This window comes from Kribbella sp. NPDC051952 (assembly GCF_040680855.1).
In the GTDB taxonomy this organism is placed as follows: domain Bacteria; phylum Actinomycetota; class Actinomycetes; order Propionibacteriales; family Kribbellaceae; genus Kribbella.
The window spans coordinates 228,461-250,165 of sequence record NZ_JBFAXQ010000013.1 but is presented as its reverse complement, the minus strand read 5'-3'; the positions used below and the strand labels follow the sequence as shown (position 1 = coordinate 250,165).

The 21,705-nt window shown below is 67.3% G+C and carries 22 protein-coding genes and 2 tRNA genes; 22 read left to right on the top strand and 2 right to left on the bottom strand.

Translation table 11 applies throughout. The annotated features are described in order from the left end of the window. Positions 1-17: 17 nt before the first annotated feature. The 10 genes from AB0L70_RS24685 to AB0L70_RS24640 are packed head-to-tail and all read left to right on the top strand — an operon-like array spanning position 18 to position 10,931. Complete coding sequence (locus AB0L70_RS24685) at positions 18-746, top strand: amino acid ABC transporter ATP-binding protein (RefSeq protein WP_363687925.1); 729 nt, start codon at positions 18-20, stop codon at positions 744-746. Positions 747-748: 2 nt separating this feature from the next. Next, complete coding sequence (locus AB0L70_RS24680; protein ID WP_363687913.1) at positions 749-1,690, top strand: ABC transporter substrate-binding protein; 942 nt, start codon at positions 749-751, stop codon at positions 1,688-1,690. Between the two features lie 9 nt (positions 1,691-1,699). Further along, the gene (locus AB0L70_RS24675; RefSeq protein ID WP_363687911.1) at positions 1,700-2,680 is read left to right on the top strand and encodes an ABC transporter substrate-binding protein; all 981 of its coding nucleotides are present in this window, start codon (positions 1,700-1,702) and stop codon (positions 2,678-2,680) included. An 8-nt stretch (positions 2,681-2,688) separates the two neighbouring features. Continuing rightward, a complete protein-coding gene (ssuE, locus tag AB0L70_RS24670) occupies positions 2,689-3,744 on the top strand; it encodes an NADPH-dependent FMN reductase (protein WP_363687909.1) in 1,056 nt (351 codons plus the stop codon). After that, the gene (locus tag AB0L70_RS24665; RefSeq protein ID WP_363687907.1) at positions 3,741-4,820 is read left to right on the top strand and encodes an LLM class flavin-dependent oxidoreductase; all 1,080 of its coding nucleotides are present in this window, start codon (positions 3,741-3,743) and stop codon (positions 4,818-4,820) included. The genes ssuE and AB0L70_RS24665 overlap by 4 nt, the downstream gene beginning before the upstream one ends. Continuing rightward, positions 4,817-6,133, top strand: coding sequence for an NtaA/DmoA family FMN-dependent monooxygenase (locus AB0L70_RS24660; protein ID WP_363687905.1), 1,317 nt, complete (start codon positions 4,817-4,819; stop codon positions 6,131-6,133). Before AB0L70_RS24665 ends, AB0L70_RS24660 begins: the two co-directional genes overlap by 4 nt. After that, positions 6,130-8,037, top strand: a complete 1,908-nt coding sequence (locus AB0L70_RS24655; protein ID WP_363687903.1) for an FAD/NAD(P)-binding protein — start codon at positions 6,130-6,132, stop codon at positions 8,035-8,037. Before AB0L70_RS24660 ends, AB0L70_RS24655 begins: the two co-directional genes overlap by 4 nt. After that, positions 8,027-9,109: an LLM class flavin-dependent oxidoreductase gene (locus AB0L70_RS24650; protein WP_363687901.1), complete on the top strand. Its 1,083-nt coding sequence runs from the start codon at positions 8,027-8,029 to the stop codon at positions 9,107-9,109. The genes AB0L70_RS24655 and AB0L70_RS24650 overlap by 11 nt, the downstream gene beginning before the upstream one ends. Then, positions 9,106-9,885 (top strand): DUF1684 domain-containing protein, encoded by a 780-nt coding sequence (locus AB0L70_RS24645; RefSeq protein WP_363687899.1) that lies wholly within the window; start codon positions 9,106-9,108, stop codon positions 9,883-9,885. Before AB0L70_RS24650 ends, AB0L70_RS24645 begins: the two co-directional genes overlap by 4 nt. Next, positions 9,882-10,931 carry an LLM class flavin-dependent oxidoreductase gene (locus AB0L70_RS24640; RefSeq protein ID WP_363687897.1) on the top strand — a complete coding sequence of 350 codons (1,050 nt, stop codon included), beginning with the start codon at positions 9,882-9,884 and terminating at the stop codon, positions 10,929-10,931. The genes AB0L70_RS24645 and AB0L70_RS24640 overlap by 4 nt, the downstream gene beginning before the upstream one ends. Here the strand turns inward: AB0L70_RS24640 and AB0L70_RS24635 are convergent. Beyond that, complete coding sequence (locus AB0L70_RS24635) at positions 10,922-11,554, bottom strand: DUF899 family protein (protein WP_363687896.1); 633 nt, start codon at positions 11,552-11,554, stop codon at positions 10,922-10,924. The two genes, AB0L70_RS24640 and AB0L70_RS24635, sit on opposite strands and share 10 nt — an antisense overlap. A gap of 122 nt (positions 11,555-11,676) precedes the next feature. Between AB0L70_RS24635 and AB0L70_RS24630 the strand changes: the two genes are divergently transcribed. From AB0L70_RS24630 to rpmG, 4 genes are all read left to right on the top strand, one after another. Next, the gene (locus tag AB0L70_RS24630) at positions 11,677-12,618 is read left to right on the top strand and encodes an NAD-dependent epimerase/dehydratase family protein (protein ID WP_363687894.1); all 942 of its coding nucleotides are present in this window, start codon (positions 11,677-11,679) and stop codon (positions 12,616-12,618) included. A 123-nt stretch (positions 12,619-12,741) separates the two neighbouring features. Next, positions 12,742-12,814: transfer RNA gene (locus AB0L70_RS24625), tRNA-Thr, on the top strand. 50 nt (positions 12,815-12,864) lie between these two features. Beyond that, a tRNA-Met gene (locus AB0L70_RS24620) sits at positions 12,865-12,938 on the top strand. 67 nt (positions 12,939-13,005) lie between these two features. Beyond that, on the top strand, positions 13,006-13,173 hold the full coding sequence (gene rpmG, locus AB0L70_RS24615) for a 50S ribosomal protein L33 (protein WP_344232941.1): 168 nt from the start codon (positions 13,006-13,008) through the stop codon (positions 13,171-13,173). 58 nt (positions 13,174-13,231) lie between these two features. Here the strand turns inward: rpmG and AB0L70_RS24610 are convergent, their stop codons facing one another. Beyond that, on the bottom strand, positions 13,232-13,978 hold the full coding sequence (locus AB0L70_RS24610; protein WP_363687892.1) for a hypothetical protein: 747 nt from the start codon (positions 13,976-13,978) through the stop codon (positions 13,232-13,234). Positions 13,979-14,223: 245 nt separating this feature from the next. Between AB0L70_RS24610 and AB0L70_RS24605 the strand changes: the two genes are divergently transcribed. The 8 genes from AB0L70_RS24605 to AB0L70_RS24570 all read left to right on the top strand — a co-directional run bounded on the left by AB0L70_RS24605 (position 14,224) and on the right by AB0L70_RS24570 (position 21,683). Further along, a complete protein-coding gene (locus AB0L70_RS24605; RefSeq protein WP_363687890.1) occupies positions 14,224-14,646 on the top strand; it encodes a MaoC family dehydratase N-terminal domain-containing protein in 423 nt (140 codons plus the stop codon). Then, positions 14,643-15,050 carry a MaoC/PaaZ C-terminal domain-containing protein gene (locus AB0L70_RS24600; RefSeq protein ID WP_363687888.1) on the top strand — a complete coding sequence of 136 codons (408 nt, stop codon included), beginning with the start codon at positions 14,643-14,645 and terminating at the stop codon, positions 15,048-15,050. Before AB0L70_RS24605 ends, AB0L70_RS24600 begins: the two co-directional genes overlap by 4 nt. After that, positions 15,047-16,072, top strand: a complete 1,026-nt coding sequence (locus AB0L70_RS24595; RefSeq protein ID WP_363687887.1) for a UDP-N-acetylmuramate dehydrogenase — start codon at positions 15,047-15,049, stop codon at positions 16,070-16,072. The genes AB0L70_RS24600 and AB0L70_RS24595 overlap by 4 nt, the downstream gene beginning before the upstream one ends. Positions 16,073-16,222: 150 nt before the next feature. Continuing rightward, the gene (locus tag AB0L70_RS24590) at positions 16,223-17,098 is read left to right on the top strand and encodes a DUF559 domain-containing protein (RefSeq protein ID WP_363687885.1); all 876 of its coding nucleotides are present in this window, start codon (positions 16,223-16,225) and stop codon (positions 17,096-17,098) included. A gap of 166 nt (positions 17,099-17,264) precedes the next feature. Next, positions 17,265-18,563, top strand: coding sequence for an ABC transporter substrate-binding protein (locus AB0L70_RS24585; RefSeq protein WP_363687883.1), 1,299 nt, complete (start codon positions 17,265-17,267; stop codon positions 18,561-18,563). Continuing rightward, positions 18,563-19,492: a sugar ABC transporter permease gene (locus AB0L70_RS24580; RefSeq protein ID WP_363687881.1), complete on the top strand. Its 930-nt coding sequence runs from the start codon at positions 18,563-18,565 to the stop codon at positions 19,490-19,492. The genes AB0L70_RS24585 and AB0L70_RS24580 overlap by 1 nt, the downstream gene beginning before the upstream one ends. After that, positions 19,485-20,306: a carbohydrate ABC transporter permease gene (locus AB0L70_RS24575; protein ID WP_363687879.1), complete on the top strand. Its 822-nt coding sequence runs from the start codon at positions 19,485-19,487 to the stop codon at positions 20,304-20,306. Before AB0L70_RS24580 ends, AB0L70_RS24575 begins: the two co-directional genes overlap by 8 nt. Continuing rightward, positions 20,307-21,683, top strand: a complete 1,377-nt coding sequence (locus AB0L70_RS24570) for a hypothetical protein (protein WP_363687877.1) — start codon at positions 20,307-20,309, stop codon at positions 21,681-21,683. Positions 21,684-21,705 lie beyond the last annotated feature (22 nt).

The following is a 21,705-nucleotide window of genomic DNA, read 5'->3' as shown; positions in this document are numbered from 1 at the left end:
ACTGCACGCAGAAGTCCATGTCGAACCCGCGCTGCGCCTGCCGGATCAACCCGAGGTACGAGTTGTTCACCACGACATGGATGTACGGGATGTTGCCGTCCGGTTCGGGCAAGTCGACGTTGCTGCGGTCGATCAACCATCTGGAGAAGGTGGATCGCGGGCTGATCCGGATCGACGGCGAGCTGATGGGCTACCGCCGGCGCGGCAACAAGCTCCACGAACTGCGCGAGCGGGACATCCTGCGGCAGCGGTCGCAGGTCGGGTTCGTGTTCCAGAACTTCAACCTGTTCGGCCATCTCACCGCGCTGCAGAACGTGGTCGAAGCGCCGGTGTCCGCCCAACGCCGCAAGCGTAGTGAGGTCGAGCCGCAGGCGCGGGAGCTGCTCGAGCGAGTCGGGGTCGGCGACAAGGCCGATGCGTACCCGCGTCAGTTGTCCGGCGGCCAGCAGCAACGCGTCGCGATCGCGCGAGCGCTGGCGTTGCGGCCGAAGGTGTTGCTGTTCGACGAACCGACCAGCGCGCTCGACCCGGAGCTGGTCGGCGAGGTCCTCGACGTGATCAAGGAGCTCGCCCGCGACGGCGCCACGATGATCGTCGTCACCCACGAGATCGGCTTCGCCCGCGAGATCGCCGACACGGTGGTGTTCATCGACGGCGGCCGGATCGTCGAGTCGGGCCCGCCGCAGGAAGTGCTCGACAACCCCGTCCACGAGCGCACTCGCGCCTTCATCTCCAGGGTGCTCTGATCATGAAACGTTCTCTGATCGCTGTGGTGGCCGGCCTCCTGCTGCTGGCGCTGGCCGGCTGTGGCGTGGAGCCGCAGGCCACCGCTGATACCGGCGTCAACACGTCGGCCGAGCAGGACCGCGTCACGACAACGAAGAACGTGGCCGCGGCCGAGCTGTTGCCGGCGAAGGTCCGCGAGCGCGGAACCTTGATCGTCGGCGGTGGGTTCGGCAGCGGGAGTGTGCCGCTGGGGTTCCTTGCTGATGACAACAAGACTCCGGCCGGCCTGGAGGTCGACATCGCCCACCTGGTCGCGGAGGCGCTCGGGTTGAAGGCCGACGTACAGGTGACGAGTTGGGAGAACCTGTTCATCGGGATCGATTCCGGCAAGTACGACGTGGGCTTCTCGAACATCACGGTGACCGAGAAGCGCAAGCAGAAGTACGACTTCGCCACGTATCGCAAGGACGACATCGCGTTCGAGGCGAAGAAGGGCGGCAGCTGGAAGGTCTCCGGGGGCAAGGATGTCGCCGGGAAGACGATCGCGGTCGGGTCCGGGACCAACCAGGAGAAGATCCTGGTCGACTGGAACGAGGCGAACGTCAAGGCGGGCTTGCCCGCGGCAACGATCAAGTACTTCCAGAACCAGACCGACACCTACCTGGCGCTGAGCTCCGGCCGGATCGACGCCTATCTCGGACCGAACCCGTCGATCGCCTATCACGTGAAGACCTCCGGGCAGACCGAGACGATCGGCAAGTTCTCCGGCGCCGGTCCCACCTTGCAGGGGCTGATCGCCGCGACCACCCACAAGGACAACGGTCTGGTGCAGGCCTATCAGGCGGCGCTGAATGCGGTCATCGCGGACGGCTCGTACGCCAAGGTCCTGGCTCGCTGGAACGTCTCCAACGAGGCGGTCACCCAGTCACAGATCAACCCGCCCGGCCTTCCCATCACTAGCTGAGGAACCGCTATGAAACAACGCTCGAACCTATTGGCCGCCCGGCGAGGGGGCGGACTCGTCGTAGTCGCCTTACTGGCGCTCGCCGCCTGCGCCGATCCACAGACGAATGCCTCGTCGACCGGCGGCGATGCGTCGGTGGTGGCGTTCGATACCTCGGCCAAGCAGGAGCGCATCACGTCGGCCAAGGTGGACAGCATCGCGGCCGAGCTGCCGGCCGCGCTGCGTGAGAAGGGAACGCTTGTCGTCGGCAATGGGTCGGCGGGTGGCGGTCTGCCACCGTTGGGCTTCACCGCCGATGACAACAAGACGCCGATCGGCGTGGAGATCGACATCGCGTACCTGGTCGCGAGTGTGCTCGGGTTGAAGCCGGAGATCGACACGACCAGCTGGGAGAACCTGTTCCTCGGACTCGACTCCGGCAAGTACCAGGTCGGCATCTCCAACATCGGCGTCTCCGAACTGCGCAAGGAGAAGTACGACTTCGCGACGTACCGCCTCGGTCTGCACGCGTTCGAGGCGAAGAAGGGTTCGGGTCTCAAGGTCGCCGGCCCGGCCGACATCTCCGGCAGGACCGTGGCTGTCAGCTCCGGCACCCTCCAGGAGGCGATTCTGGTCGACTGGAACAAGCAGAACGTCGCCGCCGGACGCAAGCCCGCGAACCTGAAGTACTACCAGCAGGCGTCGGACATCTATCTCGCGCTGCAGTCCGGCCGGATCGACCTCTACCTCGGCCCGAACCCGAACGCCTCCTACCACGTCGCGACCCAGGGCAAGACCGAGATCGTCGGCACGGTGTCGTCCAGCTATCCGGTCCAGGGCTTGGTCGGGATCACGACCAAGAAGGACAACGGCCTGGTCAAACCGCTCGCCGACGCCCTCAACGCGACCATCGCCGACGGCAGTTACGCGAAGGTCCTGAAGAAGTGGGGCCTGGACGACGAGGCCGTCCCGAAATCCCTGGTCAACCCGCCTGGCCTCCCCAAGAAGTAGGAGAACGCATGTCGACCATCGCAACGATCTCCAGCAGTCCGTCCGTCCCGTCGCGCACCGACGCGGTCCTCGACTATGTCACCAAACGCCTGATCAGCCACGGCCACGACGTCACCCCGATCGTGCTCCGCGACCTACCGGCCGAGCCTCTGGTCCGCGGCCAGGCCAACCACCCCGCGATCGCAGCCGCGGCCGACATCCTCGCGGCCGCCGACGCTGTTGTGGTCACGACACCTGTGTACAAGGCGGCGTACTCAGGCTTGCTCAAGGTGTTCCTCGACCTGTTGCCGCAGTACGCGCTGAAGGGCAAGACGGTGTTGCCGTTGGCAACCGGCGGTACGCCGGCGCACGTACTGGTGATCGACTATGCGCTCCGGCCGGTCCTGACCAGCCTCGGCGCGGGCGCGATCGGCCAGGGCTGGTTCGTACTGTCGTCGCACATCACGCTGTACGACGGCGGCGGGCTGCTGCTCGACCCGGTCGCGTCCGTACCGCTCTACCAGGTGACCGAGGCCTTCCTCGCCACGGTCGAAGGCAATCAGCCGGTGGAGAGTGTCCCGGTCCAGGCTGCCGCGGTCGAGGCAATGCGTGCTCGGCCGGAGGATCCCGAGGCGGCGCCACTCCTCGCGGACCTGGTCGTCGAGTACAGCACTCGCTACGGCCGGACCAACGAGAACACTCAGCTCACCGAGGTCCCGCCCACCGACTTCCACGCCGACTCTGGGGGTGCGTTCGTCCTCCTGAGGTACGGCGACCAGACGGTTGCCGGCGGCGCCATTCGCCGGTACGACGACGAGACCGCGGAGATCAAGCGGATGTGGACCTCCCATCTGTATCGGCGGCAGGGTCTCGGGCGCCGCGTCCTGACGGAATTGGAGGCGGCGGCTGTTGATCTCGGCTACCGGCGGCTCTACCTGACCACCGGACCACGCCAGCCGGAGGCGGCCGGGTTGTATCTGGCGGCCGGCTTTCAGCCGCAGTTCGACACTGAGGCAGATCCCGAGTCGATCGGCCCGCTGCCGTTCACCAAGGAACTGCCGCTCGCGTTGAGGGTGGCGTCATGAGCCGGCGGCTGATCACGGCGATCGAGATCGACGGAGCGGGTGGAGACCCGCGCGCGTGGCGTGGCGCCGAGGTAGATCCGGCCGCGATCCTGACCGGTGAGTTGGCGCTGCGGGCGGTGCAACGGGCCGAGGCAGCCGGGGTCGATCTGGCGACGTTCACGGACACGCTCGAGGCGCCGGCCGACGTACCCGATCAGGTCAGTGTGCGGCTGGACGCACTCGGACTTGCGGCGCGGATTGCTCCCGCGACGGAGCGGATCGGGCTGCTCCCGACGATCACGGTCACGCACACTGAGCCGTTCCACGTGCAGGCAGCTGTGGCCACGCTCGACTTTGTCTCGTCCGGTCGGGGTGGATGGGTTGCCGAGGTGTCGACCTCCGCCGAGGCGGCCGCGGTGATCGGGCGCCGCGAACCGGCGCCGGTGGCCGACACCTGGCGGGAGGCCCGGTACGTCGTTGATGTCAGTCGCCGGCTGTGGGATTCGTGGGAGGACGACGCCATCATCCGGGATGCGTCCACCGGGCGTTTCATCGACCGGGACCGTATTCATTACGTCGACTTCGAGAGCCCGACGTTCAGCATCAAAGGCCCGTCGATCGTGCCGCGCTCACCCCAGGGCCACCCACTCACCGCCATCCGGGTGAGCACGCCGGAGGCGCTGGAAGCGGCGGCCGAAGCCGACCTGGTGCTCCTCCCCGGAACCACAGACCTGGCCGAGCGAGTAGCAGCCGTCCGCTCCGTCGGGGCGCCCCGGGTGCTGGTTTCGGTGAGTGTCTTGCTGGACGAGGATCCGGCGGCGGCTGCTGTTCGGGCTGACGGGGCGACTCATCTCGACCACATCGGCGGCGTGGACGGGCTGGCGGATCTGATCGGGAAGTGGAAGGAAGCCGGGGTCGACGGGGTGCATCTGCGGCCCGCCTCGGTGGAACTCGACGTACCGGTCATCGCGGACCGACTGATCCCGTTGCTGCGGGCAAGGAAGCTCGTCGGGCCTGTCGATCGGGCGGCGACGTTGCGGAATCGGCTGGGGTTGCGGCGACCGGCGAACAGGTACGCGGTGGGAAGCGACCGATGACCAAGCAGATCCATCTCGCCGCGCATTTTCCCGGCGTGAACAACACCACGGTGTGGTCGGATCCGGACTCCGGATCGCAGATCGACTTCGCGTCGTTCCGGCATCTGGCGGAGACGGCCGAGCGCGGGACGTTCGACTTCTTCTTCCTGGCCGAAGGACTGCGGCTGCGGGAGGTGAAGGGAAAGATCCACGACCTGGACGTCGTCGGCCGGCCGGAGTCGTTGACGGTCCTGAGCGCGCTGGCCGCGGTGACCACGCACCTCGGGCTGGCGGCGACGGTGAACTCGACGTTCAACGAGCCGTACGAGTTGGCCAAGCGACTGTCCACCCTCGACCACCTTTCCGGCGGGCGCGCCGCCTGGAACGTCGTGACCTCCTGGGACGCCTTCACCGGGGAGAACTTCCGGCGCGGCGGGTACCTCGACAAGGCCGACCGCTACATCCGCGCGCAGGAGTCGCTGCGGATCGTGCGGCAACTCTGGGACTCCTGGAGCGAGGACGATCTGGTCCTGGCCCAGGCGGCGGGTGTGTTCGCCCGCGAGGGCACTGGGGCCTTCGCGGACGAAGGCGCTCACTTCGACATCCGCGGCCGGTTCGGGCTGCCGCCGTCGCCGCAGGGGCGGCCGGTGATCATCCAGGCCGGTGACAGCGACCAGGGCCGGGAGTTCGCGGCGTCGAGCGCGGACGTGATCTTCAGCCGGCACGGGGCGTTCGAGGCCGGGCAGACCTTCTACAAGGACGTGAAGTCGCGACTGGCCCGCTACGGGCGGTCCGAGGACTCGTTGAAGATCATGCCCGCGGTGACCGTGGTCGTCGCCGATACAGACGCCGAGGCGATCGAGAAGGCGGCGTACATCCGGGAGCAGCAGGTCTCCGGTCCGACGGCGCTCGTACTCGCGGAGTTGCTGTGGGGTCGGGATCTCTCGTCGTACGACCCGGATGGGCCGCTTCCGGTGGAGGAGCCGGTGGTCGGATCGGCCGTCACCCAAGGGCGGGTCGGCTACAACGATCCGGGTCCGATCGTGGCGGAGTGGCGAGCTCAGGCCGAGGCCAATGGGTGGTCGCTTCGCGAGACCGTGATCAACCAGCAGAACCGGCAGACCTTCGTCGGCTCGCCGACCACCGTCGCCGAAGCCATCGACCACCACGTCCAGGAGGACGCGGCCGACGGCTTCGTGCTCGTTCCCCACCTCACCCCAGGCGGCCTCGACGACTTCGTCGATCGCGTGGTCCCACTCCTCCGGGAGCGCGGCGTCTTCCGCACCGACTACACCGGTACGACGCTCCGCTCCCACCTCGGGCTGAACCCATGAGCCGTGCGACAGGGGAGCTGCGGCGACTTCCCACGTCCTCGTCGTCGGACGTGGCGACTGTGGTGTTCGTCGGGGGTGGGCCTCGGACCGTGGGGGTGATGGAGCGGTTCGCCGCCAGCGCCGTCGAGTTGCTCGGAGAACGCCCGGTCGAGATTCATGTGGTGGATCCGTATCCGGCGGGTGGTGGGCGGATCTGGCGGCGGGAGCAGTCGCGGTTGTTGTGGATGAACTCGATGACCTCGGACATCACGATCTTCACCGACGAGTCGGTCGAGTGCGCGGGCCCGATCGTGCCGGGCCCGGACCTGGCCACCTGGGTTGCCGGTGAAGGCGCGGTGATCCTGGAACGGGCCGGGCTGGAGATCCCAGGCCCGATGGACTTCCCACCACGCCTGGTGCAGGCGGAGTACCTGGCCTGGGTGTGGAACCGCGTCGTCCGCGACCTCCCGACAACAGTCACCACGCATCTCGAGCGAGCCGTCGGACTGACTCCCGACCATCGCGTGATCCTTGCGTCCGGCAAGGAGATCGCGGCCGACGTCGTAGTGCTTGCCGTCGGCTACCTCGACCGGTTGCCGACAGCATCGGAGTCGGCCTGGGCGGCGCAGGCTGCCGATGCCCGGCTGACCTACATCCCGCCCGGCTACACCGCCGATGTCGACCTCGACGGCCTCTGGCCGGGCGAGAACGTCATCGTCCGCGGCTTCGGTCAGGCGTTCATCGACCTGATGGTCCTCCTCACCGAAGGCCGCGGCGGCTGGTACGACGAATGTGACGGCCTGCTCAAGTACCACCCCTCCGGCGACGAGCCGGTCCTGTACGTCGGCTCGCGCCGAGGCGTCCCGTATCACGCCAAACTCGGCTACACCGTCGCCGGCACGAAGCCGGTCCCGACCCGCTACCTGACCAAACAAGCCCTCGACGACCTCGGCGACGGCGTCCTCGACTTCGATGCCGACGTACGCCCGTTGATCGACAAGGAACTCGCCTTCGCGCACTACCAGCAACTGTTCACGGCACACCCGGAAAGGACCAGGGGGACGTGGCAAGAGTTCGCAGACGTGCTCGACCGCTTGCCTGTCGTAGCGCTCACGAGTGCGGTTGAAGCTGCCGTGCCCGATCCAGCTGATCGGTTTGTTCGGGCAGATGTCGATCGGCCACTGGCCGGCCGGTTCTTCGAGGATCGGGACCTGTTCGAGCGGTTCCTGACCGAGCTGATCGAGACAGACCTGCTCCGCCGATCGGACTCGTCGTACTCCGCCGACCTCGCCGTCTTCAACGCGTTGCTGAGCATCTACAGCGTCCTCTCGCAGGCGATCACCGAAGGCAGGCTGTCCGACGAGGACCGGGTCCGAAGCGTCGAAACCGAGTGGCACGGCTTCTTCTCGTTCGTGGCCAGTGGCCCACCACCACGCCGGCTGGAGGAACTCCTCGCCCTGCACCGAGCCGGCATCGTCCACTTCGCCGGCCCGGACCTGGACATTGCCATCGACAACGACCGCTTCGTTGCCAGCAGCCCCAACATCGAAGGCGAGATCCACGCCCGCGCCTTCGTCGAAGCCCGGCTGCCACGACCAGACGTCCTCGCCAGCACCGATCCGCTGCTCCAGGGACTCCTGGCCGACGGCGTCCTCGCGGCCGACGAACTGTTCGCCACCGACGGCACGAGCCTCGGCGGCGGTCAACTCAAGGCGGACTCGCAGTCCCGCGCGATCCAGGCCGACGGCACCGTTCATCCGGCGGTGTTCCTGCTCGGCCCGTCCGTCTCCGGCTCGGCCGGATCGTCCGGATTCTCCCGCCCGCACTTCAACGGTCCCGGCTTCCGGCAGAACGACGCCGTCGCCCGGGACCTGCTCCGACTGCTCGCACCCGCCGTACGGAAGGAAGAACGTCATGCCAGTTGAGTTTCTGGGAATCGCCGGCACCAACCCGGCCAGTGAGGTGACACCGCGAACCGGTGGCCCGCTGGACCTGGAGTACACGGCCAAGCTCGCCCGCGCCCACGAGGACAACGGGTGGGACCGGATCCTGTTCGCCTACCACTCGGGCTCACCCGATCCGGCCCAGGTCGCGGCGTACGTCGCCGGCCGGACCGACCGGATCAACCTCGTGGTCGCCCACCGGCCGAACGTCGCCTACCCGACCCTGACCGCGAAGACGTTCGCGACTCTCGACCACATCAGTGGCGGTCGGTTCGAGGTGCACGTGATCACCGGCGGGTCGACCGCGGACCAGGCCGCGGAGGGTGACTTCCTGGCCAAGGACGATCGGTACGGGCGCACCCGCGAATTCATCCAGATCCTCAAGCAGGCCTGGACGTCGGACGAGCGGTTCGACTTCAACGGCGAGCACTACCGGTTCGAGCAGTTCGTGGCCGATATCAAACCGCTGCAGCAGCCCAGGCCGCGGATCTCGTTCGGTGGCTCGTCGTCCGCGGCGTACGCGGTCGGAGCCGCGGAGGCGGACATCTTCGCGCTGTGGGGTGAGCCGCTGGCGGGGACCCGCGAACAGTTGTCGACAATCGACAAGGCGGCCGCCGACGCGGGTCGCACCGACCGGCCGACGATCCAGATCGCGTTCCGGCCGATCCTCGCGCCGACCGAGGAACTGGCCTGGCAGAAGGCGGAGACGATCCTCGGCCGGATCAAGGACGTTCGAGGCGGTCAGTCCAGGAAGCCAGAGAATGCAGGGTCTAAGCGTCTGCTCAAAGCAGTTGCCGAAGGCGAGCGGCACGACCGCGCGCTCTGGACCGCACCGACCGGTCTGACCGGTGGCGGCGGCAACTCCACCGCCTTGGTCGGTACGCCGGACACCGTCGCGGCAGCCCTGCTCGACTACTACGACCTGGGCATCCGGATCTTCTCCGCCCGCGGGTACGACATCTACGACGACGCCATCGACTTCGGCCGCTACGTGATCCCACTGGTCCGCTCCGAAGTCGCCCACCGGGAGCAGCGGAAGGACCTGGCCTCATGACCGTCATCTCGGACCTCGAGCAGGACTGGCAGACCTGGCACGCCGCACGCGAGCGGGATCTGGACACCGACTACGGCTGGCTCTCGATCGCCGCCTTCGACTGGCTGCCGCCGACTCCGACCAGGTTGCAGGGTCTGCCCGGCCTCTGGTGGGCAGACGACGAACGAGCGCACGTACGGGCCGACGGTGAGCTGACCCGGTCCGGCGAGCCGGTCCACGGTGAGGTCGCGGCCAGCGTGCCCGAGGCGGGCTCCCTGAGCTGGCTGCTGTACGGCGATCGCCTGGCCGAGCTCGTGTTGCGCGGCGGACGGTACGCCATTCGCCAACGGGATCCCCAGGCTGCGACCCGGATCGGGTTCGCCGGCGTTCCGACGTACGCGCTCGACGACGGCTGGGTGGTCACGGCGTACTACACGCCGTACCCGCAGGCCCAGCGGGTGGAGGTCTCTACCGCTCGGGATGACTTGCGTCAGCACGTGACGGCGATCGGGACTGTCCACGTTGCGCTGGGCGGGACGGCGTACGAACTCGTGGCGACGCCGGCGGGTGATGGGCGGCTGAACCTGTCCTTCCATGACCGGACCAACGGCGAGGAGACCGCGCCCTGGCGCACGGTGACGACCGGGCCGGTGGGGCGGGACGGGTCGGTGGTGATCGACTTCAACCGGACGATCAACCTGCCGTTCGCGTTCACGGCGTACGGGACGTGCCCGGCGCCGGTCGCGGGCAATCGGCTCGGTCTGCCGGTGACCGCGGGCGAGAAGAAGCTGCGGTGAAGTTCTGTACGTACACGCTGATCGACAACTCGCCCGACCCGATCAGCGGGGTACAGCTCACGCCGTACGAGCGGTTCCAGCACGTTGTACGCCAGGCGCAGTGGGCGGAGGAGCTCGGGTTCGACGGGTACGGCGTGGGGGAGCGGCATGCGCAGCGGTTCATCTCGTCTTCGCCGCCGGTGGTGCTCGCGTACATCGCCGCGGCGACCTCGCGCATCCGGTTGCTGACCACAGTGACTGTGCTGTCCTTGCTGGATCCCGTGCGGGTGGCCGAGGACTACGCGACGCTGGACCAGCTGTCGGGTGGGCGGCTGGACATCATCATCGGCAAGGGGAACGACCCGGACCAGAACGCGCTGTTCGGGTACGACCTGGATGGGCAGTGGGATCGGAACCGGGAGAAGTACGAGCTGCTCCGGCGGTTGCTGCGGGAGACCGGGGTCAGCTGGTCGGGGTCGTACCGGCCGACGTTGGTGGACGCGACCACGCAGCCGCGGCCGTACCGGGCGGACGGCATCCCGTTGTGGCACGGGTCGGCCTCGTCGACGGAGTCCACCGAGCTCGCGGCGCGCTGGGGTGATCCGTTGTTCTCGGCGAACGGCTTCCACCCACTGGAGAAGTACGCCGGCCTGATCCGGCACTACCGCGAGCGATGGGAGGCGTACGGGCGTGATCCGGCGGCTGCCGTGGTCGGGGCCGGGTTCAACGGGCTGTACGTGAAGAAGACGTCGCAAGAGGCGGTCGACGGGTACCGGCCGATCTTCGACGCGTTCATGGACTCACCGGGCGCACGGCACAACCAGTTGCCGTTCCGGACCTTGGAGGAGTTCCTCGAGGGCGGATCGGTGCTGGTGGGGTCGCCGGAGCAGGTGATCGACAAGTTCGGCCGCTACCAGGAGGCGTTCGGGCACGAGCTGTCCGGCATCTCCCTCGAGGTGCCCGGCCTGCCCGAGGAGGACAACCGCGCCTCGGTCGAGGCCTTCGTCACGGAGGTGATGCCGGTCCTGCGCTCGACGTACCCGAGCCGCGTGTGGGCTCAGCCGTAAGTGGGGTGCTGCGGCCAGCCGGCGGGGGAGTCCTCCCAGTCCTCCTGCCGGCCGTACGGCGCGAGGTCGAGGATGTTGTTCACGAAGAGCAGCCGGTCCACGCCACGCTGACCGGTCGAGTAGGTGCGATAGACCTCGTCGCCGTCGCGGATGAACAGGTTGAGCAGGAAGCCCCCACCCACACCGGTGTCCGCGGCGAACGCCGTACCGGCCGAGGAGGCGAACGGGACCGTCCAGCCCATCTTCTTCCAGTAGCCGGCCATCTGGTCGATCGGCATCTCCGACACTGTCGCCCAGGCAACACCGTTCCGCTCCAGGCCGCTGAGGTCCGTGACCTGCTTGGTGAAGTGCGTGCAGCCGGGGCAGAAGTGGTCGGGGCCGCTGTGCATGAACTGGTAGACCGCGAGCTGCTGCTGGTCACCGAACAACTCGAGCAGCGTCACCGGCCCGTCCGCAGACGCGAAGGTGTACTCCCCGAACCGCACCATCGGCAGCCGCCGCCGCTGCGCCCCCAGCCGATCCGCAGCCCGAGTGACCTCCTTCTCGGCCGCCAGCAGCTCGGCGCGAGCCTTCTCCCACTCCTCGGCCGAAACCACCGGGGGCAGAGCGTTCTTCTCAGACATTCCAGTGTCCTCTCGTCTGGTCTTGACCCTAGGACGAAGCCGGTCAGCGATTCTCTACATCGAGTTTCTGCTGCGCGCAGATCATCCTGGGCCGGAACCGGTCCGGCGGGTAGGACTGAGGCATGCGAATCGCGATTCTGGGTGGAACTCGGTTCATCGGCCGGGCAGTGCTGGAGCAGCTGGCGGGGGAGGGACACGAGCTGCTGGTCGTGCATCGCGGCGAACACGAGCCGACCGGGCTGACGGAGGTCGAGCACGCCCACGTGGACCGGAACGACGGTACGGCGTTGGCTGCGGCACTGAAGCCGTTCGACCCCGAGGCGTTGGTCGACATCTCCGGGATGAACGCGGCAGCGGCCGACGCGGCGCTGGGAGCGGTCGGGCCGTCGGTGAAGCTGGTGGCGATCTCCAGTGGAGACGTCTACCGCGCGTACGACGGTCTGCGCTCGGACCGGACCACGGACGAGGTGCCGTTGACGGAGGAGGCGGCGCTGCGGGAGCGGCGGTTCGTCGACGGGCCGAAGTACGAGAACCTGGAGATGGAGGAGCGGTACCTGCCCCGGGGAGCCACCGTGCTGCGGCTGGGGGCGGTGTACGGCGAGCACGACTACCAGCGGCGGTTCGAGTTCGTGCTGCGGCGGGTCCGGGCCGGGCGACGGCAGATTCCGGTCGGATCGGGTCAGTTCCTCTTCAGCCGGGTGTACGTCGGTGACGTGGCCCGGGCGGTGTCATTGGCGCTCGGTGGTGAGTTCCCTGGCGCATTCAACGTGGTCGAGCCGGCGACAGCGCCGTACCGGTTGTTCGCCGAGCAGATCCTGGCCGCGGCGGGCGCTCCGGACGTGGAGCTGGTGCGGGTCCGCGACGACCTCCTGCCGGAGGATCTCTCGCTGACCGGCGCCGTGGACCAGCACCTGTTGATGGACTCCTGGAAAGCCCGCACGGTGCTTGGGTGGCAGCCGCTCGATCCGGCCGGAAGTCTGCTGAGGTCGGTCCGGTGGCATCTCGAGAATCCGCCGGCCGATGCGTCCGACGACTTCGCGGCGGACGACGCCGTACTGGCCTGAAAATTGGTCAGATCCACTCGTGGGAGCCGGTATGCTTTCCGGGACGGACTGAGGGGCCTGCAGGGTGCGGTCGGCTCGATTTCACATCGGGGCGACAGACCGTGTAATCTCTCTCCTCGGCCCGCCCCTTTAGCTCAGTCGGCAGAGCGTCTCCATGGTAAGGAGAAGGTCTACGGTTCGATTCCGTAAAGGGGCTCTGAGAATCACTGTCCCGTCCGGTCCGCCGGATGGGATGATGAACTCTCTGGCGGGGTAGCTCAGGTGGTTAGAGCACACGGCTCATAATCGTGGTGTCGCGGGTTCGACTCCCGCCCCCGCTACCCACCAACGCAGTATCTCGAGAGTGCGATCACCCAAGTTGCGCACTCCTGACATGAAGAGGCAGCAGTGGCCAAGTCAACCGACGTCCGCCCGAAGATCACGCTGGCGTGCACGGTCTGCAAGGAGCGCAACTACATCACCAAGAAGAACCGGCGCAACGACCCGGATCGTCTTGAGCTGAAGAAGTACTGCCACCGTTGCAACGATCATACCGACCACCGCGAGACCCGCTGACCTCAGCTGTTCTTCGAAAGGGCCGCTTCGGATCACCGAAGCGGCCCTTTCGCTATGCCTAGACGGTGAGGATCGGGCGGCCGCCCTCGTAGGCAGTGAGGCGCTCGTCACGTGGAGTCAGACAGCAGGAACCGCAGACCGTGCCGGTGCCGACCTCGCTCGTGTAATAGAGACAGCACGTGTTCCGCAGGTAGACCAGCTTCCCGGCCGCGATCTCCACGTCGCCGAGCCGAGCCAACCCGCCCGGCGCTTGAGCGACGAAGGTCCGCCACTGCTCCAGCAGGTACGCCGGGTCCACAGTCGTCTCCTCGCGGGTGGCCGCGCAGAATCCCATCGCACACCCGGCCGCCACGCCGCCGTGGAGTTGCCGGAGACCGGCTCGAGTCCGGCGGTGGAGCTCGTCCGACAGCGGGAGCAGGTGCTGTCGGAGGACTACGTCGTACAGGGTTTCGACGCCGCCCGGAAGGAAGCTGGCCGAGCGTACGGCGACGGCCGCGAGCCCATGTCCGTCGTGCGGCCGGACCCACAGGTTCTCCGGGCGGATGTCGAGGATGCGGCCCTCCAGCGCCCAGTGTAGGAGTGCCGTCGCGGGCGCTCGGCCGGCGTAGAAGGACATGAAGCTGAGCGCGTTCGCGTGGGCGGATCGGTGGCCGCTCGCCTCGTCGTCGCGCTTGAGCAGCTCAGTCAGCTCCGGACTGTCCGGCTCCAGAATCCGGTCGACCCGCAACCACTCCGAGCCTGCCGGTTCACCGATCTCGAGCTTGTATCTGGGCGCATACCGCTCCAGCCCCATCCCTGCCGTCACGTCCAACCTTCCCCGTCGGATCTCTAGGTCAATGGGTGGCGGCATCCCGGTCAGAGCGTACCTACCAGTCCCATGCCTACTGCGCGGCACTCGGCACGGTGCCTCAGCGCACTGGAGCAAAGGCCACGATGGAAGAACATCGAGGCCTTCACTCCAGCACTCTGAGGCACCGCACCGAGCACCTGCTCGCTACGGCATGGGACTGGCAGGCACGCTCTATCAGTCTGCCAGTAGGGTTAGCGGATATGACGATCGACGCCACGATGGTCGGCCGGAGCTACTCGGCCGCCGAGTCCTACCAGGTCGGCCGGGAGAAGATCCGCGAGTTCGCCGACGCGATCGGTGACAGCAACCCGGCGTACCGGGGTGATGACGCGGTCGCGCCGCCCACCTTCGCGTTCATGCTCGGCAGCCGCGCGCTCGAGCAACTGCTGAACGACGAGGAGCTCGGCCTCCGGCTGGACCGGATCGTGCACGGCGCGCAGAAGTTCACCTACACCCGCCCGATCAAGGCCGGCGACGACATCGCCGCGACCGCCACGATCACCACGGTCCGCAAGGCCGGTGACGTCGAGGTGATCATGTACGAGACCGCCCTGACCACGGTCGACGGCGAGCCGATCGCCACCTCGACCTCCACGATCTCGCACAACCGGGCGGACGCATGAAGACCGCATCAGTCGGCCTGGAGCTGCCCACCCTGACCGTCACGCTGCGGCGCGACGACCTGGTCCGGTACGCCGGCGCCAGCGGCGACTTCAACCCGATCCACTGGAGCGACCGGATGGCGGCCGCACTCGGCCTGCCCGGCGTGATCGCCCACGGCATGCTCACGATGGCTTCCGCCGTACGCGTGGTCACCGACTGGCTGGATGATCCGGCCGAGCTGGTGGAGTACGGCGTACGTTTCACCAAGCCGGTCGTCGTACCGGATGACGACAAGGGCGCCGGCGTGACGTTCTCGGCCAAGGTCGACAAGGTCACGGACGGGCTGGCGGAGATCGACATCACCGCGCTCGTCGGCGACGAGAAGGTCCTCGGCCGGTCCAGGGCGGTCGTGCGCGTCCAGTGAGAACCCACGTACCCCTGGCTGACTTCACCACCCTGCGGATCGGCGGGCTGGCCGACAAGCTCGTCGAAGTCACCACCGAGGACGACCTGGTCACCGCGGTCCGCGACGCCGACGCCGCCGGGGAGCCGGTGCTTCTGCTGTCCGGCGGTAGCAATGTCGTGATCGGCGACGACGGCTTCCGCGGGACCGTGATCAAGATCGCGACGCGCGGCATCCGTGTGGACGCGGACATGTGCTCCGGCGCCATGGTCAACATCGCGGCCGGCGAGGACTGGGATGGAGTCGTCCAGCGCGCGATCGCGGAGGAGTGGAGCGGGCTGGAGTCGATGTCCGGCATCCCCGGGCTGACCGGGTCAACGCCCGTACAGAACGTCGGCGCCTACGGCCACGAGGTCGCCGAGACGATCGCGTCCGTCCGGGTCTGGGACCGGGTCGCCAACGAGGTCCGGACGATCTTCGCCGCGGACTGTGGGTTCAGCTACCGCAACTCCCGCTTCAAGGCCGACCCGAGTCGCTACGTCGTACTCGAGGTCGGCTTCCAGCTGAAGCTCGGTGACCTGTCGGCTCCCATCGGCTATGCCGAACTCGCGCGGGTGCTTGAGGTCGAGCCGGGGTCGCGCGCGCCGATGACCGCGGTCCGCGAGGCCGTCCTCACGTTGCGCCGCAGCAAGGGCATGGTCCTGGATCCGTCCGACCACGACACGTGGAGCGCGGGTTCCTTCTTCACCAACCCCATCCTCGACACCGCCGCCGAGGTCCCCGCCGGCGCCCCCCAATGGCCCCAGCCCGACGGCCGAGTCAAAACCAGCGCCGCCTGGCTGATCGAACACGCCGGCATCTCCAAAGGCTTCGCCCTGGGCGCCGCCGCGGTCTCGACCAAGCACACGCTGGCCCTGACCAACCGAGGCCAGGCCACCGCCAAGGAACTCCTCTCCCTGGCCGCCCACGTCCGCGCCCAGGTCCAGCAGGCCTTCGCCATAACCCTGATAAACGAACCAGTCCTAGTGAACTGCACCCTCTGAGGTCCTAAGGACAGGAGGTAGTGCCGGTCGGGCTGCGTTCCCGGCGTCGCGCGAGCCTGGACTGCCCGGTCGGGGCGGACTACCTCCTGTCGTTAGCGCACCTGTGGATAACGCCCGTCACGATCTCCGCCAATTCGGCAAGATCCTTGGGTGGCATCCGTCGTCGAAGTCTTGGCCCGCCTGGGCGGTTCGGCGACCTCAGCCGAGCTGGCCAGGGCGACGACTCGGGCGGCTTTGAAGGCGGCGGTTGAGCAAGGTGAGGTCGAGCGACTTACCCGTGGTATCTACGGACTGCCGATCCTCGGCGCGGACAAGATGGCCGCGATCGCCTATGACGGCGTCGTTTCGCATCTGAGCGCCGCGGTCGCCTGGAAACTGCCGTTGCTTGTTCGGCCGGAGAAGCCGCACATCACGGTCCCGGTGAAGCGTCGGCCCCGCCCTGGCCGGCCGGTCGTCATGCACTGGGCGGCCGTCTCCTCTGCCGAGCGGATCGGTCGGATGACCTCGTTGCTGCGAACGGTGCTCGACTGCGCGCGGATCCTGCCGTTCGGTGAGGCGCTCGCCGTGGCCGACGCTGCCCTCGCGACCGGCCAGTTGAGTCGAGACGAACTGGAAGCAGCAGCCACCGCAATGCGCGGACCAGGCCGTCCGAACGCACTACGGATTGCCGCGGCGGCGATCGACCGTTCCGAGAGCTTCTTGGAGTCGATGCTGCGGAGTTTGCTGATCGCTGAACGGATTGACGGCTTCGAGCCGCAGTTGCTGGTGGACACCGGCGGCACCCTGGCCAGGGTCGACCTGGGGTATCGCTCGGCACAGGTCGCCCTGGAGGCAGAGGGGTACGAGTTCCACGGCTCGGCCGGCGACTTTGCCGCCGACTGCAGACGGTACGACGACTTGGTCGCCGCCGGCTGGTTGGTCCTCCGATTCACCTACCAACAGGTCCTCGGCGACCCGCGGTGGGTGGTTGAAACGGTCCGCAGCGCGGTGGCCCAGCGATCGCCGGCAGCTAACGACAGGAGGTAGTCGCGGTTCCGCGGCTGGGTGTCGTGGACGCGAGCCTGCTGGTGGTGGCTGCGAGGCACTACCTCCTGTCGTTAGCCACGACCCTCTCTGAAAAAGATTTGCACTTGGGGTTCACAAGAGGCGGCTGGGTCGCTAATCTTTTGCGCAGTCTGGTGGGAGGTGGGTTGTGAGGCGCAAAAGATTTTCGCGGCGTGAGGTGCTCGCGGGGCTTGGTGCGGTGGGTGCGGCGGCGGTGGTGCCGGGGTGTTCTGGTGGTGGGGCGCGGTCGAACGTGCTGCAGGTGTGGGGCGGGGTGCCGGCGGCGTCCGGGCCGGGTGATGTGGTGAAGGCGTTCCAGCAGCAGTTCCCGCACTACAAGGTGAACTACACCCGGTTCGTCAACGACGCCCGCGGCAACCTGAAGCTGGACACCGCGCTCCAAGGCGGCCTCGACATCGACGTGTACTTCACCTACTCGCAGGCCTCGATGGCACTGCGAGCAGGATCCGGGCTCGCGGCCGACCTGACCGACCGAGTCAGCCAGGACCCCGACCTGAAGCCGTTCCTCGACACCGTCGAACCCCGGGTGTACGCCGAGAACGGCAAGATCAAGGCCCTAGCCACGGCCCGCGAACCGAACTTCGTCCTGTTCAACGAGAAGCTCCGCCAGCAGGCCGGCGTCGACCTCCCGCAGCAGTGGACGATCGACGACTTCCGCGCCACGGCCCGCAAGCTGACGACCAAGGACACGATCGGTGCGTACGCCGTCCCGGACGTCGCCCGGATCGCCCTCGGCCCCAACTACTGGTACGCCGGCGACCACTCGAACTTCGGTGATCCGCACTTCGAGCAAGGCTTCCGCCTCGGTCGGGAGATGATCGCCGAGGGGTCCGCGTTCCCGCAGACCGAGGTGCTCGCGCGGCACCTGGACGCCTACCAGCAGAACTCGTTCCTCGGCGCGGAGTTCCATCTCTGGCCGACGGCACCGTTCAACCTGCGCTACCTGTACGACCCGAAGAAGTACCCGCACGACTTCAAGGTCTCGTTCGCCCCGACGCCGACCGTCGACGGCAAGGACTGGAACGGCGGCAGCTACAGCAACTTCATCATGATCAACCCGCAGTCGCCGAAGTTCGAGGCGGCCTGGGCGTTCGCGAAGTTCTGGCTGACCGCCGGCTCCACGCCGATGCTCAAGGGCGGCAAGTTGCCCACCCTCGAGAACGTCACCGACGACCAGGTGATCACCGGCATGCTCGGCAAGGAGCCGGAGAAGTACTTCGACGTCGAATCGTTCCAGCGGGTCGTCCTGGACGCGAAGCCCAAGCTCGCGACCGACACCCGGCTGACCGGCTTCCCCGAGATCAGCCTCGCCGTGAAGCAGCAGCGCGACCTGTGCCTGCTCGGCGAGAAGGACCCCGGCGCAGCGATCCGTGAGGTACGCCGGGTTGCCGACGCCGCGATCGCCCGCAACCAAAGGAGGCCCTGATGGCTACCGCAACCGTCGCCACGGCCGCCGCGGTCCGGACCGAGAAGGCGCCGGGAATCAAGCCCCGCGGCTGGATCGGGTTCCTCTTCATCGCGCCCAACCTGCTCGGCGTGATCGCGTTCACCCTGATCCCGCTGATCAGCGTGATCGTGCTCGCCTTCACCGACTGGAACCTGGTCTCCGGTCTGGGCGGCATCACCTTCAACGGCCTCGACAACTTCGTCGCCATCGCCCGTGACCCCGGCTTCTGGCGAGCCGTCGGTCTGACCTTGGTGTACGTCGGTGTCTCCGTCCCACTGACCGTCGTACTCGGGCTCGCCCTCGGCATTGCGCTCAACCGGCCGTTGCCGGGTCGCGCCGTACTGCGGGCCATCTTCTTCCTGCCGTACATCGTCAACGTGGTCGCGATCGGCATGACCTGGTTGATGTTGATGAACCCGAAGGCCGGGCTGGTCAATCAGGTGCTCGACGTCTTCGGCATCCAGCCGGCCTGGTTCGCGTCGTCGCACTGGGCGCTGCCTGCGCTGATCGTGATGGCGGTCTGGGGTGGTGTCGGCTACTGCTCGCTGATCTACCTGTCCGCGCTGCAGGACGCACCCCGGCAGCTGTACGAAGCGGCCGACATCGACGGCGCGTCGGCCTGGGCCAAGTTTCGCGTGATCACCTGGCCATCGTTGCTGCCGACAACGACCTTCCTGCTGGTCACGCTGATCATCGGGGCCTCGCAGGGCTTCGGCCTGATCGCGCTGATCACCGCCGGTGGTCCGGGCGACGCGACCACGACGATTTCCTACTACATGTACCAAACAGGCTTCCAGTTCTACCGGTTCGGCTACGCGTCGGCGATCGGCCTGGTGACGTTCATCGGCGTACTCGCGCTGACCCTGGTGACCTGGCGCGCGCAGCGAGGAAGGGCACTCCATGACTAACCGCAGCAAGTGGTACTGGGGCATCCCGCTGTGGATCCTCGCGATCGCCTTCCTCGCGCCGTTCGCGTGGATGATCTCGACCGCGCTGAAGCCGGATGTCGACGCCTACAAGATCCCGATGCAGTGGATCCCGAATCCGTTCCAGTGGGACAACTTCAGCACTGTGCTGAGCGGCGCGACCTCGGTGCTCCCGGCGTTCGGTCGCTCGGTCTTCGTCGCCGTACTGCGAGTTGCCGGTGAACTGATCACCGCGACGATGGCCGGCTACGCCTTCGCCCGGATGTCGTTCAAAGGCCGGGACAAGTTGTTCCTGCTGTACCTGGCGACCGCGATCATCCCGGCGCAGTTGCTGCTGGTGCCGCGGTTCATCTACTTCCAGAAGCTCGGGCTGTACGACACGTTGTGGGCATTGATCCTGCCCGGCATGTTCACCGTGCTCGGGACCTTCCTGATGCGGCAGTTCTTCATCAGCCAGCCGGCCGAGTTCGCCGAGGCGGCCCGGATGGACGGCGCGAACGAGTGGCGCGTGTTCACCCGGATCTACTTGCCGTTGGCAACACCGGTGATGAGTGCCCTCGGCATCCTCGCGTTCGTCTGGTCCTGGAACGACTACGAGACCCCGCTGGTGCTGATCAGCAACCCGGATCGCTACACACTGCCGCTCAGCCTGACCAACTTCGTCGACGAACAGGGCCAGATCGCACCCGGCCTGACCATGGCCGCCTCGGTGATCTCGATCGTGCCGGTGCTGATCGTGTTCGTCGTCCTGCAACGCCGGTTCATCGCCGCTATGACTCACACAGGGATCAAATAAATGCAGAACGTCTCAGGTGTCTTCCCGCATCTCGCCCAGATCGGCGACTTCGGTCCGCCGCGCAGCGAGCTCGGCGTCGGTTCGCTGATGCCGTGGAACGGGAAGCTCTACGTCCAGAACTACAACTCCCACAAGGCCAGGTCCGGGGCCGGCGTCAGCCTCCGCCGGGTCGACGCCGACCTCTCGATGGAGGTCGTCGCCGAGACGCTAGGTGTCGACGGCACCTATACGAACCGCTTCGTGCACTTCCCGACATCCAAGCTGGTCCTGGGTCCGCATGTGATCGACGAGGACCACAAGATCGTCACGATCCCCGAGCTGCAGCCGCTCCGGGTCTGCGGTACGGCGCGGCACCTGACGAAACCGGATACGCACGTCTATGTGCTCGCGATGGAAGGCGAGTTGTTCGAGCTCGACCTCACGACGTACGAATGCACGCAGCTCTTCGACCTCAACGACGAGCTCCGCACCGACGGCGAGATGGAGGTCCACTACAAGGACTGCTACACGTCGTTCGGCCGGCTGGTCGTGTGTTCGAACGAGTACGCCGAGCCTGAGTGGGCCGGCGTACGGTCGCGCGGACGACTGGCGGAGTACGACGGTTCGTCCTGGAAGGTGCTGCGGGAGGACCCGTTCACCGCGATCGGTGGCCGGCACGAGTTCGGCGGGACGATCTTCGCGACCGGCTGGGATCGGGCGTCGGCGATCCTCGAGGTGTTCACCGAGGCCGACCAGAAGTGGACGCGGTACCGGCTGCCGAAGGCGTCGCACTGCTTCGATCACAAGTGGCAGACCGAGTGGCCGCGGATCCGTGAGGTCGAGCACGAGCGCCTGCTGATGGACCATCACGGGATGTTCTACGAGCTCTCGCCGTGGGCGTACGGCGGACGCATCTGGGGCGTACGGCCGATCTCGACGCATCTGTGGGTGCTCGGCGACTTCTGCTCGTGGCGCGGGATGCTCGTCGCCGGGGCGGACAACGCGTCGCCGAGTCATGGGCTGAACCCGACGACGGCCGAACCGCAGTCCGGATTGTGGTTCGGGAAGACGGACGATCTGTGGAGCTTCGGGAAGCCGGCCGGGTGGGGCGGACCGTGGTGGGAGACGCCGGTGACCGCCGGTGAGCCGTCGGATCCGTACCTGATGACGGGCTTCGACGGGAAGTGCGTGCACCTGGAGAACTTCTCGGACCAGCCGATGACGATCACCGTGGAGATCGACTTCCATGGACACGGGCGGTTCGGGGCGGTCACGTCGTTGACGGTCGAGCCTGGACAGATCGCGACCCATGTCTTCCCGCCCGGGTTCAGTGCGCATTGGGTGCGGGTGGTGAGCGATACCGACGGTGTGGCGAGTGCCCAGTTCGTCTATACGTGATGATCGCGGGGTGGCAGACAAC